Origin of the sequence: Corynebacterium uberis (genome assembly GCF_020616335.1) — a bacterium.
Classification (GTDB): Bacteria; Actinomycetota; Actinomycetes; order Mycobacteriales; family Mycobacteriaceae; genus Corynebacterium; species Corynebacterium uberis.
On record NZ_CP085051.1, the window covers coordinates 1,634,011 to 1,650,231 of the forward strand.

The window sequence follows — 16,221 nt, forward strand, 5'->3', positions numbered from 1 at the left end:
CCTGCTTACGCGGGGAAAACGCCATGTACCAAATTGATTCACTCCCCCTCATATGGCTCATCCCTGCTTACGCGGGGAAAACAGGTGCGCACCGGCGCGAAGGATACTGGGGACAGGCTCATCCCTGCTTACGCGGGGAAAACGCCTCCGATGTGGCGCAGGAGGTCTCGAAGCGGGGCTCATCCCTGCTTACGCGGGGAAAACTATGTCTCCAGGGTGAAAGTCCGATCCACGCGAGGCTCATCCCTGCTTACGCGGGGAAAACCCGGTACAACCGCAGGTGACACTTTCCAGACCAGGCTCATCCCTGCTTACGCGGGGAAAACGTGACGCCGGCGTTTGACGTGTTTGCTCAGGCGGGCTCATCCCTGCTTACGCGGGGAAAACCCATACCTTTCCGATGTTCCGGCATGGAAATTCGGCTCATCCCTGCTTACGCGGGGAAAACGCCGGGGATACGCTTTAGGTATTCGAGGTTTTCGGCTCATCCCTGCTTACGCGGGGAAAACATCCAATTCCGCCAGGTAGCGTCCCAGTCGGCCGGCTCATCCCTGCTTACGCGGGGAAAACAATGAGTAGCTGCGGGTCGGATCGACCCAGCTCGGCTCATCCCTGCTTACGCGGGGAAAACTACCTGAGTATATGGCAAATAGCCGGTGGGCACGGCTCATCCCTGCTTACGCGGGGAAAACTTCTGGGGTGAAAAACCGGATCCGCATCCCCGCGGCTCATCCCTGCTTACGCGGGGAAAACCAGTGGGTGGGTTGTCGCGGGAGAAGATCGCCAGGCTCATCCCTGCTTACGCGGGGAAAACGACCCCGGGTTTGTTGGGGTGGTCAATGCCGCGGGCTCATCCCTGCTTACGCGGGGAAAACGATCTTTTCGCGGCTCAGTCATCGCGCAACCCCGGCTCATCCCTGCTTACGCGGGGAAAACACCTCCTGCGCCACATCGGACGCAGCCTTATTCGGCTCATCCCTGCTTACGCGGGGAAAACAGGACCGTAAAGTCGCGGAAATTCAAACGTCACGGCTCATCCCTGCTTACGCGGGGAAAACTGGATATTGACCACTGCCTAGTGGGCGGGGAGCGGCTCATCCCTGCTTACGCGGGGAAAACTACCTGAGTATATGGCAAATAGCCGGTGGGCACGGCTCATCCCTGCTTACGCGGGGAAAACTTTTCAATATCCTGGAAAATGGTGCCATTCATCGGCTCATCCCTGCTTACGCGGGGAAAACACTCGGCGACCAGCGCCGATGCAGAGCCTCACCCCAGTTTAGATATAACTTGCTTCCAGCTCCAGTCCCGTCGGCGGCCCTCAACTGGTACGTGATCGAGGGCAAGAGAGCTCAGTCGAGGACGTGTTCGTCTTCTAGGTCCTCGACATAAGCACCCGGCGAACTCAGGATCGGTTGCGCTGCCGCCTCGCGTTTCTGGCAATGCTCCACCCGGTTCGCTGCCCATACTTTGGGCCCTGGCGATCCTTCTGCGGGCGCATCATCAGTGTCAGTCCATCAAAGTCGGTGGGGACCCAGTCATGCCTGTGGGTGCGGTATTCCATTCCTTGCTCGTTGTTTGTACTCCAAATGAGTAGCGCTCTACCGTCTTTGCAAAGTTCGGTTGTTCGCTCCCAGATTTCTTCGCGTACTCGAGCGCTTGGGTCCCCAACAAAGACCCCAGGGGTGATTTCCATGACCCACTTTGTTAGGTCACCGCGTAATCCTGCGGGACAGGCGGTCACAACGAGGACCATCACGATGTAGCCCCATCCCAGTGATCCGAGTCTGCTCCCCAATTGACCCCGGCCGCGATCACTTCGAGTTCGCTCCAGAGATAGAGTTTCGCGTCCATGGTGAGCAGTTCTTCAGGGATCCTCATCAGTTTCTGAAGGTCAGCTACCATTCTGGGGAGTAGTTTTTGGTCCACTATTCGGTCTCTCACCAGTCGGCGCACTGCTGTGCCGGGCGTTCCGTGGGCGCCAGTGGCCGCATCAAATGCAGCGGGAATGCTCACTTCGGCTTTGTATAAGTCAGCAATGTCGTAGACGAGGCTTCGGTCTTTTCCTGTGTGGACTATTCCCAATGAGGGAATGAAGCCCAGGCCCACAATCACCGCATGGGTGATGCCGTAGAGTGCAGCTGAACCGGCAGTCAAGGCCTGGTTTGTGGGATCGGAGGAATCAAAATCATCCGGATCATAGGATCGCCTATTCCAATAGACCCCTACCCTGTCGGCTTCCTTTTGGTAGATCTTTTTCATCCGTGCGCCTTCACGGCCACGGAGCTGCGCCATGGTCAGCCGGGATACGTCTTCTCCGGGGAAGCGCATGGCGTACATCTCCCGCGCGCATGCCAGGCGTTTGCGCTGGTTGGTCACAATTTCTGCTTGGGCCAGCGCCATGCGGGAGGATTGTGCTGGGGAGCGGCCGTGGGCGTAGTAGCGCACGCCCTTCTCCCCTACCCAGACGGCGCTGGTGCCGCTATCGCCAAGCAGGGACATCCCGGAGTGGGTGATGCGGGTGCCCGGCCCCAGCAGTAGTACCGCTAGTTGGGTCGCTGGCACGTGTGCCGTGCCGCGCTGATCTGTGATGGTCAGGGCATTTCCTTCACGATGCACGGTGGCCCGTTCAACGTAAAGGAAAGAGAGCCTGTCGCTCATTGTTGCCAATGAGCGCCTACTTAACGGTACTTGGCTGGGGTTGGTCATCTTCTTACCTTCGGGACAGTGTCAGCAGGCCACATCCGTAGCCGCGGCCTCGTCCGAGGCCGTGGGTCAGGGTGTGACGCAACTGTTCGGCGTCGGTGACTTCGAGGACTCCGTGGAAGCGGGCGGTGACCAGGCGAACCCGGTTCCTTGCTCCCGCGTGGCCACGGTAGAAGTCCAGCCCGCCGCGGCCTACCACTTGCGCAGCTTCCTCGCTGATCTGGAATCCGGCGTGCGGGGCTTTGGCGTAGAGCCACTCCAGCTGGTGTGGGGCTGAGACATGCGCCCGTATCTTTCCGCGCTTCCCAGCACCCTGGGACTCTGAATAGGTGGGATTTGCCACCAAATCAAAGCGCCACTGTTGGCCCTTGCGCAGGGAATCCAGCAAGCGGGTGTAGTCCGCGATCTGCGGCGGGCGGGTGTCCCAGCCGGAGTCTTCCATGTCTTGGACCACGGTAGGCTTTTCTGGGCCCACAACGTAGAGGGTGTGGTGATGCTCGCTGGCATCCACCCGCCACAGGACACGGGAGGCTGATTCATCTAGATCCGGGGGGAACATTGCGCGCACGGTGGCGTGCATTTTCTGCGGATCCAGCAGCAGCTTTCGGGCTGTGCGCCGGTTGGGGTTGAGCAGGAATTTGCTAAAGGTGGTCATGCTCCCAACACCGCCTCCATAATCCCGTCTTCATGTCCCCACTGGCTGTTGTCCACCGATACGTAGTCGCTGAGTACTACTCCGCGCCACCCGTACTGGCGGTGCTGTTGGGAAAAGGAGATGGGTACATCCTGACGTTGCACGGCTCCCGGCTCGCCGGGAAGAGCGTCCCGGTAGATGGGTAATGAGACGTGCTTGCCGCGCTCTTGCTTGTGCGCCTGCGTGGCGTACCAGGTCGTCTGGTGCTGGAGTGCGGTCACCGCGTCGGTGTCCTCGATTCCCAGCACCAGGTTGACTGGCGCGGGGCAGGATCGCCGCCCGAGGTACAGGGGGAACGCGGGGCGTCGCAAAGCATCCGCAATGCCCTCCAGCAGTTGCCTGCTTGGGCTTTCCACCGCGGCAACGAAGGCGGCATCGGACAGGTAGTAGCGGGTGATCAACGACGCCGCTTTGTCGGGATGAGTCAGCCACTGCTGGGCGGTCTGGTAGTCACGCAACAGGTTTCCGGGCTGGTCAACCCGGACCGCGAGGCGCAGCGCGGCCAGATCCTCTACGGGATCTGTGCGGCGCCGGCCCTGAGCTGCGGCGATGAGTCCCACGATCCCAGACTTGGACGGCGTGGCAGCGGTGGCTCGGGTGTTGTAGCGCGACTCGTCTCCCCAGGACTGCATGGGCCCCTTGAGTAGGAGCAACAGGGAGGCAACCATCTAGTTCACCTCGAGCGCGTCGCGCACCGCCGAGCCGATCTGCGCGAAGGTGACGGATTGTGCCAGGCCGTCGAAAGGCTCCGCCAGATCGCCCAGGGCGAGGACAAACGCCGCCTTGGGAACAAACCCATAGACCTTTTCGACGTCCCGTTCCTCCTGCGCCAGCGCCTCCGCTGCCGCGCGGCGCCGTCCCCGATCATCGCCCTCCTTAACCGGCGTTTCAAAAGCATTGACCAGGGAGATCGAGCGGGTATCGCGCACCGTCACATACACCAACTCCGGCAGGGTGTTGTTGGCAAAGGTGTTTTGCTTGCCGGTGGGCATGGACTGGATGAAGGCGTTGATGAAGTGCTCGCTGGCGTTCGCCGCAGCCTCCATGGAGCCGAGGTTGTCCGCCAGGGCTTCCACGTTGACGGTGGCAAAGCGGTACATGGTCGAGGCGATCATCTGCACGGTGCCGATCATTCCGGCGCCGGTTTCCTCCACACTGGCGGCCAGATCATCCACGGCGGTGAAATAATCCACCTCTGGCGTCTCTGCATGCACAGAGATCTCGTGAGCGACCTGAACGGAGGCGTCAACGTTGTAGGCGGCATCATCGGCGACCATGCGGCCGAACATGGCGATGTCCACGGAGTGCTCGGTGTCGAACAGTTCCTTGGCGCGCTTCGGACCGATCTTTTCACCGTCTGCGTTCACGATAGCCGCCACCGCATTGTCAATCTGACGCGGGCTCAAGAACAGCAGGTACCCGGTCTCCGGGAAGATCTCCTTCTTCTCATCAGGATCCGCGTCCTGGTTCTTCGGGGCCTTCGGGGTGGACACCTTGATCTTTGCATCCTTGAACAACTGCTCCACCCGGGCGGTCACCTCAGCAGGATCCCACTCTGGCTTTTCGGCGCGGACCTTGGTGATGATCTGACCGGGGATGCGCTTGCTGCGGGTGCCCACCAGCTGGGAATCCACATTCTCCTGGAAGTACCGGCGAATGGCTCGCTTGGCGGCCTGGGAGGAGATGCGCTGCCGGGGCACGCCACCGAAGTTGGCGGTCTTGGGAGCACCGGTGTCATCCCGGTTGATCAGGCTGGGCGGGAAGGTTTGCAGGGCGTGAATGTCGATGACAAGACTCATGGTTAGTTGTTTCCCTTCTGGGTTGAGGTGGTGGGGTAGATGGCGCCGAAGGCAAATTCTCGGCCCCAGGTAGTCAGTACGTCTCTGTTGCGGTCGGCATAGGCAAGATTGCGCAGATCCACAGCGAGTTTCCCGTAGTCAAAGGAGATTTTCTCGCCGCGCAACAGGGTGATCATGGAGCGCAGGTGGATGCGCTGCACTCGCTCATCGCGGCTGAGCTGCAGAGCATCAAAGCGCGGTTTGATGGAATCTGATTCCAGGCGTGCCGTGAGAACACCACACGCACGCGCGAAGGATCGCTCCTCCGTGTGCGCCGGGGTGGTCGCCCCCTGCATGTGCAGGGCAAACATGGTCAGGGCCTGGAAGGCGGCGTGCTCTGAGGGCGAGGGCGCATCCCCCTTGCCCAGCGCGCGTTCTTCCAAACGCGGGCACAGCGTCATGAGCACGTCCTCGATGGCTAACGGACTCATGGCCAGACTCCCGCTGAGGTGGCTGCGCAGTCGTGCCAAAGCATGCCGGGCGGAGGCCTCCTCCACCCGCTTCGTCGGGTTGAGAAGGTTGTTTTGCAGCCTCTCGGCAGTCTTCGCGACTGCGACCTGAAGCGGGGCTACTCGTGGTTCGTGATCGCACTCCCAAGTCTTTGGAGAGGTCATTTCTGCTCCTTTTCTTTCTTCTTAGGCGCCGTCAGCGGCAAATCCTGGTTGAGCTTGCGCTCCAGAAGACTGCGCGCGGTGGCGCTGGTGACAAAGCGTCCCTTGGTGTCCTCGGCGTTCTGGAACACCTGCCGGCCGATCATCGCCTTGGGGCCGGCACCGCGCTGGAGGATGTCCGCGTGCTCCTTGATCGCCCGGCGCACCACGTGCTGCCAACCCTCAGCAGATTTTTCGACATTCTCCGGGGTGATGCGGGCAAGCCAGCGGAGAAAAATCGGCTCTAGTTCATGGAGGGCGCGGTCCGTTGCGCTGGACCCGAAGGCGTACTCTCCTCCCGCGGCAACCAGGAGGTTGCCAGCAAAAGAGCCCAGGCTGACGGCTGCGTCCACGGTGGCGCGGGCGGCGTCGGAAATGTCTTCCCGGATGTCCTCGGCGGATTGCGCAAGAAGATGCAGCGGAATGCCCAGCGTGCCATCGACGGTGCTGGTGATGATGGCAGACTGCGGACCGTACTCCACAGACACGATCTGTGTATTAAGCACCTCCGGCACGCCGGGTCCCTTGTCATAGTCCGCCAGCGTGTTGAAGATGTCCGGCCTTTTCGGCGGCTGGTCCTTCTTACCGGGGACAACGAATGCGTCCGATTCGCAGGCCAGCATGGCGTCGAGGGACCGCCAGGTGGTGCGCTCCGCGTCGTAGGGTCGCGGGTAGTAGATCGTCTCGGTGGCAGTCGATTTGTTCTTGCTCCACCGGTACGGCGTCATGGGGTCTGCCATGACGTTGGCCCCGGCCGCCGCAATTTTGTCCCCATTGGAGACCAGGACCTGGTCCACCAGTCCTTCTTCATTGCGGTACAGGCGGATGCGTCGGGTCTGCCAGGTGGCTAGGTCGGCCGGGCCTTGGGGAGTGATCGGCTCGCTGGGCTGGTTATAGATGCGCTCCGCAGCGGAGTCGACGCTGCGCTCCCACACCGGCTTATCGGTCGGGTGTTTCAGGCATTCCCGGGTGGTGTTGAGCAGCATAGTGTGCAGCAGGTTCTCGCCATGGACCACCGTGCCGCCGGTCATGCCGGTCCACCCGGTGCCGATGGGATAGCCCCTGCCGCCCTTGACGCGGTCATCGCCAACCGCCCCGGACTTGATGCCGGAGTAGTCAAAAGCATGGCAGTGGATGACCCAGCGTGCGGCCTCGGCCGGGGTGATGGTTTCCCGTCCGGCGCCGCTGCGCATGGTGAAAAAGCGACCTTCTGCCTCGGGCACGATGCGCCGAATCTCCGACACCTTGCCGCTTTGCGTGTGCAGGTCTGCAACCTGCATGAACGGGGCGGTGGGGTCGAAGAGGTTAAAGCGATCCTCGTAGGCGTTGAGGTAGTCCAGGACTTGCTCGTCGCGGCCGGTGGCGCTCAGCTGGTTGTATACGCGGGTGAACCACTCGTCCATGTGGAACGTGGAGCCGCCAATATCCGTGTAATCCGGCTGGTGGGCTCGCCAGAAGATGGCCAGCAGCACGCGCAGCACGGCGTAGTCCTGTGTGGGGGAATCGCCCACGATCCGCGCGGCGGTGACGCTGCCGTCAAAGATGTCTCTGATGGACGCGGTGACGGTGGCGCCTTGGGCATCATGGCAGTTGATCCATGGTTCGTCCAGCAGGCTAAAGCGTGTCATCTCCTCCTCCTTTCTTGTGGGGGTGGGTGGGGTTGTCATGGGGTGTTGCTTTCTATTTCGAGGCCTACGTCATCCGTGTAACGCAGGGGGGTCTTGCCAAGTGTGATGCGGTATTCATCATCGAGCCGCAGGGCCACTTGACCTCGTAGTTTGGGATCTTGGCGCCACCCGACGGGGGTGGCTTGCTCCAACAATGTGATCACCTCCTCAAAGTTCCTTTTTGTCACCCGCAGCGGTAGGCGCACCGTGCTGGTGGCCAGGCGGAAGGCCACTGAGTCGCTCAGCTGCGCGTCATCGGCGATGTCGAGTTCCCCGCCCGGCCAGCCCAGCGGCTGGTAGCCGGTGGGGGTGTCCATGATGGGGATGACCTCCACCGCGGGCTCGATGTCGCGCACCTGGGCCTGGCCGCGGCGTTCCTCCTGTTCGGCGTTGTGGTCTTTCTGCATCATCGCGTACAACTCGGCCAGGGTTTCGCCCTCGCGGGGCCCGGGCATGCGGAACGTGCCCGCCCGGGCGCGCGCCTGCTCCTTAGCCACCCGGCTGGCCACCTCAGCTTCCTGCCACGCCTCCCGCCAGGCCTCCGGGATGTCTGGGTGCTCGCTATAGGCGCGGCGCACCAGGTCTTCGATGTCGTCGGGGCGGCGGAAGGTCTCTGGCAGGATGGCCAGGCTGGCCAGCAGGATGGCGGGGTCATAGATGGCGGCGGTGCCAAAGTCCCAGTCGGGCGCCGCGGTGTGGCCGTCATAGTTGCGGATGCCGCGGATAAGCGTGCGCGGGTGGCGCAGGTTGGCCGGGCGGTCAGCTTCCGGACGCTGGTGGCGGTGCATGCGCCCCATGCGTTGGATGAGCAGGTCCATGGGTGCCATATCTGTGACCAGCAGGTCCACGTCAATGTCCAGGGACTGCTCTGCCACCTGGGTGGCTACCACGATGCGCCGCCACGGCCGCACGTCTGCTCCCGTACCGCCGCGGTGGGCCTGTGGGCCCAGGGCGCGACGCAGGGCGTCTTCGCGTTCGGCGCGCTGCCAGGCCATAAAGCCGGCGTGGTGGAGTTCCACCTCGCCTGGGAAGAGGTCCGCCAGGTGCCGGTAGGCTTCCTGGGCGCGAGCGATGGTGTTGCAGATGATCAGCACGCAGCCGCCATCCTCGGCGACGGCCGCGGTGACGTGACGGGACAGCTCGGGGAGGGGGTCGTCGATAAGCTCAATGGCAATGGCCGCGTCGGTGGGGCGCGGGGTGACGGGGAGCTGCTTGACGCCGTCGCGCGTGACGCAGGTGATCAGCGGGTAGCCGGTGGCGTCAGTGCCGCAGTCGCCGGTGTGGCCGGGCAGCTCGCGGTCATAGGCTTGCGCGAAGGCACGGCGCTGGGCTGGGGGTAGGGTGGCGCTGAGCACGATGACGCTGGCGCCGTAGCGGGCCAGCCACCCCAGCAGGGCCTTTATGTATTCAGAGGTGTACGCATCATACGCATGCAGCTCATCTAATACGATCACCTTGCCGGCCAGAGCCAGGTGGCGCAGCATCGCGTGGCGCTGCTGGAGGCAGGCCATGAGCGCCTGGTCGATGGTGCCCACCACAAAGTCCGCGAGCAGCCCCTTCTTGCGCCCGGACAGCCACTGGCTGGCCACCACCGCGCCGTCTTCGCTGGGCATGTCCGGCCCGATGTTGCTGTGGCGCAGCTGGCCATAATCCTTATTCAGGGCGCTCTTCGAGTGCGCGAGGTACAGCGAGGACACCTCACCGCTAGCCGTATTGACGCGCGCCCACTCCAGCGCCCGCACGAACAGCCCGTTCGCCGTGGCCATGGTGGGCAGGCACAGCATCACCCCCTGCGCGCCCGTGCGCTGGGCAATCACCTGCGCCGCGGACAGCGCCGCCTCGGTCTTCCCTTCGCCCGTGGGGGCCTCGATGATCATCAGCGTTTGCCCGCTTATCGACGCCGCCGCCCGCACCGCAGCCTCCTGCACCGGGCGCGCACTGCGCCCCCCAGTCCAGCGGAAGGAGGCACGCAGCAACGCATCCGGGTCTGCAATCTCCTCCGCGGAAAGCTCCCGCGGCTGCCAGGGCCCGGGCAGGTCCACCCGCGCCATCCCCGCGGCCACCCGACGCTCCTGATCCGGATCCACCTCAAGGGGAAAAGCATCCTGATTAGAAGCAATCCAGTCCGCCATGATGACCAGGCCGGTGAGCACCTGCTGAACGTCGGCGGAGACGGCGTCGCGAGTCAGCCGCGGCAACACCTGCGCCACGCCACACATCTCCTCCATGGCGTCCAGGAGCTCATCATGGACTGCCACCCACTGCGCGGGATAGCGCCTGAAAATCCGGTTAATTTTGTCGCGCTGTTCCTCCGATACCGGAATGCCGTGGTGGGCGCCGGCAATGGTGGCCAGGTAGCGCGCGACGCGTTCCGGCACCGCACGGTCGGGCTTACACAGCCAGCGCTCGAGAATGCCCAGGGAGGCCATGGGGTGATACAGCGTGAAGTTAGGAAGCTCCCGTTCGCCGACCACAGGCAGCCCCGCGGCGACGGCATCATCGATAAGGTAGGAGTATTCAGCCCCCTTTTCCACCTTGATCAAAAATGAGATTGACGCCTTGCCCGCGTCGTGCACGCCACACATAAAGGCGACTAACCCCTGCGCCTCCCCCGCCGTAACACCCAGGCGAGAACACAGATATGCCTGAAGAGAGTCCGATACCCACCCTTCCCATAGCGCAACCCCCACACAGGCGGAATCCACCATGTGCTGGGGCAACCGCAAGTCCCCCTCCCCCGTCTTTGAGGTTTTGGCCCACACGGACCGTGCGGCCGGACCCAGACGGTCTACCCAGCCCGTGGCCGCGGCGGCAAAGGTCCGTGCGCGAGGGCCCAGGACCGTGGCGCTATGCGATGTCATCGTCGACCCCTTTCAGCAGGTCAACACGGCCTAGCTTACCAGCTTTTCTACACCTTGTTACATCTTTAGAAATTGCTCTCGCGCCAAACCATCCCCACCAAGGGGCTATACTTAGCAAGAGCAGGCTTGATATAAGAAAGCAACAAGTCTCATTCGTTTTAGAATGTGACGCATTGCATATCCCCGCCAAGGCAGGGATGAGCCCATGTAACAAGGTGCATCAAGCCCATCCCCGCGTAAGCGGGGTTTTTTCTTCCCCCTCTCCCCCACTCCCCAGCGCCCCCGTCACGTCGCAGGGTGCAGACTATGCGCACACCCCCGCGATGTGAAGGTCCAGTTCACAGGCCCACCCCTGCACCTGCTGCCCCGCCGGGTCCCAGCGATGCCGGGCCGACGGGGCGTCGATAAGCGTGGAGCCGCTAGACGCGCGCGACGGTGGCGCGCACCCCCGGCACCACCTCGTGGTCGCCCGGCTGGGGCTGGGTCTCCTCGCGGACCTCAAAGGAGGTGGCCAGAACCTCGGCCGCGATGGCCTCCGCGTGGCGGTGGGCCCACTCGGCCTTGTCCGCCGGGACGCTGAGCACCACGCTGATGCGGTCGGTGACCTCAAAATCCTCGGCCTTGCGGGCGTCCTGGAGGCCGCGCACCACGTCGGCGGCCCAGCCCTCGGCCTCCAGCTCCTCGGTGAGCTGCATGTCCAGCACCACCAGGCCGTCGAGGCCGTCGACACGCGCGGTGGAATCCGGGTCCTCGGCGACCAGGCGCTCGGTGAACTCGTCGGCACGCAGCTCAATGCCATCCGCAACCACGGTGTCGCCGACGCGTTCGTAGTTGCCCGCCTTGACCGCCTTGATGGCCTTCTGCACATCGCCACCCAGGCGCGGGCCCGCCACCTTGGCGTTGACCACCACGTCAAACCGGCCAACGGAGTCGACGTCGCTGGTCAGCACCACCTTTTTCACGTTTACCTCATCGCCGATGATGTCCACAAAAGGCTCCAGACGCTGCGCCTGCGGCACCGCCACGGTCAGCGTGGGCAACGGCAAACGGTTGCGCAGCTTGTGGGACTTGCGCACTGACGACGCCGCCGAGCACACCGCCCGCACCGCATCCATCGCCGCCACCAGCTCCGGATCAGCCGGGAAATCCTGCGCATGCGGGTAATCGGTCAGGTGCACCGACCGCCCGCCAGTCAGCCCGCGCCAGATGACCTCGCTGATGTAGGGCAACAACGGGGCGGCTACGCGGGTGAGCGTCTCCAGCACCGTGTACAGCGTGTTAAACGCATCCTGGTCACCCGCGGCAGACTCGCCGGCATCGCCAGCCCAGAAACGCTCCCGGGACCGGCGCACATACCAGTTGGTCAACGCGTCGCAGAACCAGCGCACCTGGTCACAGGCCGCAGACACATCAGTATCATCCAGCGCCTGGCCCACGCCCGCCACCAGATCATGCAGCTTGGCCAAGATGTAGCGATCCAGCACATCCGTCGAATCCACTGACCACGTGGCCTCCTGCGACGAATACAGCTGCAAGAAGCTGTACGCGTTCCACATGGGCAGCAGCGCCTGGCGCACACCCTCGCGGATGCCCTGCTCCGTGACAATCAGGTTGCCGCCGCGCAGGATCGGCGAGCTCATGAGGAACCACCGCATGGCGTCAGAGCCGTCGCGGTCAAAGACCTCATTGACGTTGGGGTAATTGCCCTTGGACTTGGACATCTTCAGGCCATCATTGCCCAGCACGATGCCGTGGGCGACCACCTTTTTAAAGGCCGGGCGGTCAAACAGGGCCGTCGACAGCACGTGAAGCAGGTAGAACCAGCCGCGCGACTGGCCGATGTACTCCACGATGAAGTCCGCCGGCGAATGGGACTCGAACCACTCCTTGTTTTCAAAGGGGTAGTGGAACTGCGCAAACGGCATGGAACCAGAATCGAACCACACGTCCAACACGTCCGGGACGCGGCGCATGGTGGACTTTCCTGTGGGATCATCCGGGTTCGGGCGGGTCAGCTCATCGATGTAGGGCCGGTGCAGCGAGGTCGGCCGCACCCCAAAGTCACGCTCCAGCTCGTCGAGCGAACCGTAGACGTCAACGCGGGGGTAGTCATCATTGTCAGACACCCACACCGGGATCGGGGAGCCCCAGTACCGGGACCGCGAGATGTTCCAATCGCGCGCGCCCTCGAGCCACTTGCCAAACTGGCCGTCGCGCACGTGCTCCGGCATCCACTCGATCTGCTCATGGTTGAGCTCCACCATGCGATCGCGGAACTTAGTCACCGCCACAAACCAGCTGGGCAGGGCCATGTAGATCAGCGGCTCACCGGAGCGCCACGAGTGCGGATACGAGTGCTCGATGGTCTGCTGGCGCAGCACCCGGCCCGCGGCCTTCAGGTCCTTGATGATCGGCTTGTTCGCGTCGAAGACCAGCAGGCCCTCATACTCGGGCACCAGCGAGGTGAACTTGCCATCCATATCCACCGGGATGACCACCTCGATGCCCTCAGCATTGCAGGTATTCATGTCGTCTTCACCAAAGGCAGGGGCCTGGTGGACGATGCCGGTGCCGTCCTCAGTGGTGACGTAATCAGCGCCCAGGATGCGGAAAGCACCCTGCTCCGCCCGGTCCGCAAAGTAGTCAAAGACGGGCTTGTAGGTCAGCCCCACCAGGTCCGCCCCGCGGAACGTGCCCAGCACCTGCGCAGACTCGCCGAACTCCTTGGCATAAGCGCCCTGAAGGTCCGCGGCCACCAGCAGCGTGGCGCCCACAAAGCCCGCGGCACCGTCCTCGCCCACGCGCACCAGCACGTAGTCCACCGCGGGGTTGACCGCCAGCGCCAGGTTAGAAGGCAGCGTCCACGGGGTGGTCGTCCACGCGATCGCGGCGGCACTGCCCAACTCCGGATGCTCCGCCAGCGTCTGCTCGCCGGGGGTACCCGGGGCCGCGCCCGTGATGGGCATGGTCACCGTCAAGGTGGGGTCCTGGCGCATCTTGTAGGAGTCATCCAGGCGGGTCTCCTGGTTCGACAGCGGGGTGTGCTCGGCCCACGAGTACGGCAGCACGCGGAAGCCCTGGTAGATCAGGCCCTTGTCATAGAGCTGCTTGAAGGCCCAGATGACGGACTCCATGTAGCCCAGGTTCATCGTCTTGTAGCCGTTATCAAAGTCCACCCAGCGGGCCTGGCGGGTGACGTATTCTTTCCACTCCTCGGTGTAGCGCAACACCGATTCCGCGCAGTACTCGTTGAACTTGGCCAGGCCCATGTCCTCGATCTGGCCCTTGTCCTTGATGCCCAGCTGCTTTTCCGCCTCCAGCTCGGCGGGCAGGCCGTGGGTGTCCCACCCGAAAACGCGCGGGACGTGGTAGCCCCGCATCGTTTTAAAGCGCGGCACGATGTCCTTGACGTAGCCGGTCAGCAGGTGGCCGTAGTGCGGCAGCCCGTTGGCAAAGGGCGGGCCATCATAGAACACGTATTCCGGGGCACCCGCGCGCTGGCGCAGGGACTCCTGGAACGTGTCATCTTCAGCCCAGTAGCCTAAAACCTGGTGTTCCATGTCCGGGAACTTCGCCGAACCCCCGGTCATGTCTACCTTGGGGTAGACCTTGCCCACCCCGTGTGATTCGTGGTGTTGATCCATCCGTGCACGCCTTCCTTTACTCACTCGCTGGTGCGTGCAGGGACGCGGCCGTCTTGCCGCGCGGTACCACCCTGCTTGCCCCGGCCTACCTGACGGTGTGCCTGGGCCACTTCATTGGTGGGTAAAGGAGGTCTCGTCCCCTTGTGACGTCCGGTTCTACTGGGCGCGCGGGCCGTGCTGGTGCGGCGCGCTGTTCTTCCGAAAGCTCCCCGGTGATAGCCGGATCAACACAATGCCCGATATCCTACTCCCCTGGTGGGCCTAGAGCCAGTCATCCCCGGTGGAATCGTCTGCTTCGTCAGTGCGGTCCATCTCGCCCGCCCGGGGTGCCTCCCCGTGGTGCTCGTGTGCGCCGCCGGCGGGCTGATCGCGGCGGTGCTTGATCACGGCGTCAAGAAGCAGCGCCACGATCCCCGCCACCACTAAGGGGAACAGGATCAATAACAGGAAAGTATCCCGCAGCACTATCAGGGCTACCAACACGAAGGCGGCGAGCACCGCCAAAACCATGGCAGCAACGAGCATCACGGCGCTCCTTTGTTTGTGATCCACACCCCGCGCCGAGCGCGCGGGATCGTCCTCACAGCGATGGACGCCCAACAATCTAACACACCCCCGCGCCAGGCCTTTAGGCCTTCTGGCGCGGGGGTGTGCAAGTACAGCGTGCAGCTGCCTGGTAGCAGGCCTGGCTGTTAGTTGCCCTTCAGGCTGGAGTGCGGCGCGGAGGTGGTCCGTGTCTCCAGCTCTTCGAGCTGGCTCTCCAGGAGGGTCTTCAGGCGGGTGCGGTATTCGCGCTCGAAGGTACGCAGTTCCGCAATGCGCGCCTCCAGGGCGGTCTGCTGCTGCTTGACGGTGGACATGATCTCGGAGTGCTTGCGCTCCGCCTCCTGCTGGAGTGCGGCGGCCTTTTCTTCGGCCTGCTTGACCTGCGCGTCGGCGCGGGTGCGGGCGTCGGTGAGCGTGCGCTCGGACTGGCGCTCCGCCTCGGAGACGAGGCTGCGGGCCTTGCGGTCTGCCTCAGACAGCTGGCTTTCTGCCGCCTGGCGGGCCTCGGAGAGCATGGACTTGGATTCCATCTGCGCCTCGGACGTCAGGCGATCGGCCATCTCCTGGGCCAGGCCCAGGACCTTGGCGGCCTGCATGTGAGTCTCAGCGGAGGCCTCGGCGGCGGAGGCGTGGCTGGCCGCACCCATGGAGCTGGCGCTGGCGCGCTCATTGGCCTCACGGCGGGCCTTGTCTGCCTCCATGCGGGCGGAGCGGGCCTCAGACTCTGCCTGCTGTGCGGCCTGCTTGGCCTCAGACAGGCGCAGCTCGTACTCGCTGCGCAGCTGGTCTTCGATCTCCCGGCGCAGCGCCGACTCATCAGCCTGCTTGATGTGGGTGACAGAACCGACACCGGCACCGGAGGCCTTGAGCTCTTCGACGCGCTGGTGTAGGTCGTCGTTTTCCTCCTGCAGCTGAGCCAGGGTGTCCTCGACGAGGTCCAGGAACTGATCAACCTCGTCCTCGTTGTACCCCCGCTTACCGATCGGCGGCTTACTGAATGCGACATTATGCACGTCAGCTGGAGTCAGCGGCATTGGGTTTCCCTTCGAGTTCGATCGCCCCGACGGGGCTCTAGCGCAGGCGAGGGTGCCCGCGTTGCGATTCCTTGTACTTCTATTACTTAACGCATGCCAGTGTAGCGCGTTGAACACTGGCTCTGCGTCAAGCCCTCAGATAATTCTCTAGTTCTTGTTCAGGCAACTGCCACACCACAGCATACGTTGTTGGCACGCCACAAGCACCCCATCAGTTCCATTATTTCCCCACTTTCCCCCCGCAACAGGCGCCTCAACAGGCCGCAGATCGGACAAATCTGCAGGTCACAGTAGTATTACGGCGACCGCCATGCGCAGCAACATGCACAGCAAAAACACAACAATCACGGACATATCCAAGGCTACTGCCCCCAAGTTGAGGGGCGGAATGACCCTCCGCGCAAGCTTCACCGGAGGATCAGTCACCACGAAAAATGCCTCCGCAATAACCATGAACCACCGCGGGGCGGTGAACTGGCGGGAGAAAGACTGGATCATCTCAATGAGGATGCGCACGATGAGCGCGAGCTCAAAAAGACGGATCAAGACAAGTAGACCAAGTCCGAGAGTATTCACGATCA

General features: G+C 63.2%; 12 protein-coding genes and 1 CRISPR repeat array (1 of these 13 only partly in view). All 12 genes read right to left on the reverse strand.

Features of this window, described 5'->3' with window-relative positions:
- A CRISPR array of direct repeats spans window positions 1-1,241; the repeat unit is 28 nt; unit sequence GGCTCATCCCTGCTTACGCGGGGAAAAC (it extends 7,760 nt beyond the left edge of the window).
- 164 nt (window positions 1,242-1,405) lie between these two features.
- Window positions 1,406-1,759 carry a type I-E CRISPR-associated endoribonuclease Cas2e gene (cas2e, locus tag LH390_RS07515; protein WP_227281897.1) on the reverse strand — a complete coding sequence of 118 codons (354 nt, stop codon included), beginning with the start codon at window positions 1,757-1,759 and terminating at the stop codon, window positions 1,406-1,408.
- Window positions 1,756-2,709, reverse strand: coding sequence for a type I-E CRISPR-associated endonuclease Cas1e (cas1e, locus tag LH390_RS07520; protein WP_227281896.1), 954 nt, complete (start codon window positions 2,707-2,709; stop codon window positions 1,756-1,758). The genes cas2e and cas1e overlap by 4 nt, the downstream gene beginning before the upstream one ends.
- Before the next feature lie 4 nt (window positions 2,710-2,713).
- Window positions 2,714-3,361: a type I-E CRISPR-associated protein Cas6/Cse3/CasE gene (gene cas6e, locus LH390_RS07525; protein WP_227281895.1), complete on the reverse strand. Its 648-nt coding sequence runs from the start codon at window positions 3,359-3,361 to the stop codon at window positions 2,714-2,716.
- The gene (gene cas5e / locus LH390_RS07530; RefSeq protein WP_227281894.1) at window positions 3,358-4,068 is read right to left on the reverse strand and encodes a type I-E CRISPR-associated protein Cas5/CasD; all 711 of its coding nucleotides are present in this window, start codon (window positions 4,066-4,068) and stop codon (window positions 3,358-3,360) included. The genes cas6e and cas5e overlap by 4 nt, the downstream gene beginning before the upstream one ends.
- On the reverse strand, window positions 4,069-5,199 hold the full coding sequence (gene cas7e / locus LH390_RS07535; protein WP_227288187.1) for a type I-E CRISPR-associated protein Cas7/Cse4/CasC: 1,131 nt from the start codon (window positions 5,197-5,199) through the stop codon (window positions 4,069-4,071).
- A 2-nt stretch (window positions 5,200-5,201) separates the two neighbouring features.
- On the reverse strand, window positions 5,202-5,852 hold the full coding sequence (casB, locus tag LH390_RS07540) for a type I-E CRISPR-associated protein Cse2/CasB (protein ID WP_227281892.1): 651 nt from the start codon (window positions 5,850-5,852) through the stop codon (window positions 5,202-5,204).
- Entirely contained in the window at window positions 5,849-7,516 is a 1,668-nt protein-coding gene (casA, locus tag LH390_RS07545) for a type I-E CRISPR-associated protein Cse1/CasA (RefSeq protein WP_227281891.1), read from the reverse strand. The genes casB and casA overlap by 4 nt, the downstream gene beginning before the upstream one ends.
- 35 nt (window positions 7,517-7,551) lie before the next feature.
- Window positions 7,552-10,416, reverse strand: coding sequence for a CRISPR-associated helicase Cas3' (cas3, locus tag LH390_RS07550; protein WP_227281890.1), 2,865 nt, complete (start codon window positions 10,414-10,416; stop codon window positions 7,552-7,554).
- 419 nt (window positions 10,417-10,835) lie between these two features.
- Entirely contained in the window at window positions 10,836-14,060 is a 3,225-nt protein-coding gene (ileS, locus tag LH390_RS07555; RefSeq protein WP_227288188.1) for an isoleucine--tRNA ligase, read from the reverse strand.
- A gap of 261 nt (window positions 14,061-14,321) precedes the next feature.
- Entirely contained in the window at window positions 14,322-14,588 is a 267-nt protein-coding gene (locus LH390_RS07560; protein ID WP_227281888.1) for a hypothetical protein, read from the reverse strand.
- A gap of 164 nt (window positions 14,589-14,752) precedes the next feature.
- Window positions 14,753-15,640: a DivIVA-like cell division protein Wag31 gene (wag31, locus tag LH390_RS07565; protein ID WP_227281887.1), complete on the reverse strand. Its 888-nt coding sequence runs from the start codon at window positions 15,638-15,640 to the stop codon at window positions 14,753-14,755.
- Between the two features lie 285 nt (window positions 15,641-15,925).
- On the reverse strand, window positions 15,926-16,216 hold the full coding sequence (locus tag LH390_RS07570; RefSeq protein ID WP_227281886.1) for a YggT family protein: 291 nt from the start codon (window positions 16,214-16,216) through the stop codon (window positions 15,926-15,928).
- Between the last annotated feature and the right edge of the window lie 5 nt (window positions 16,217-16,221).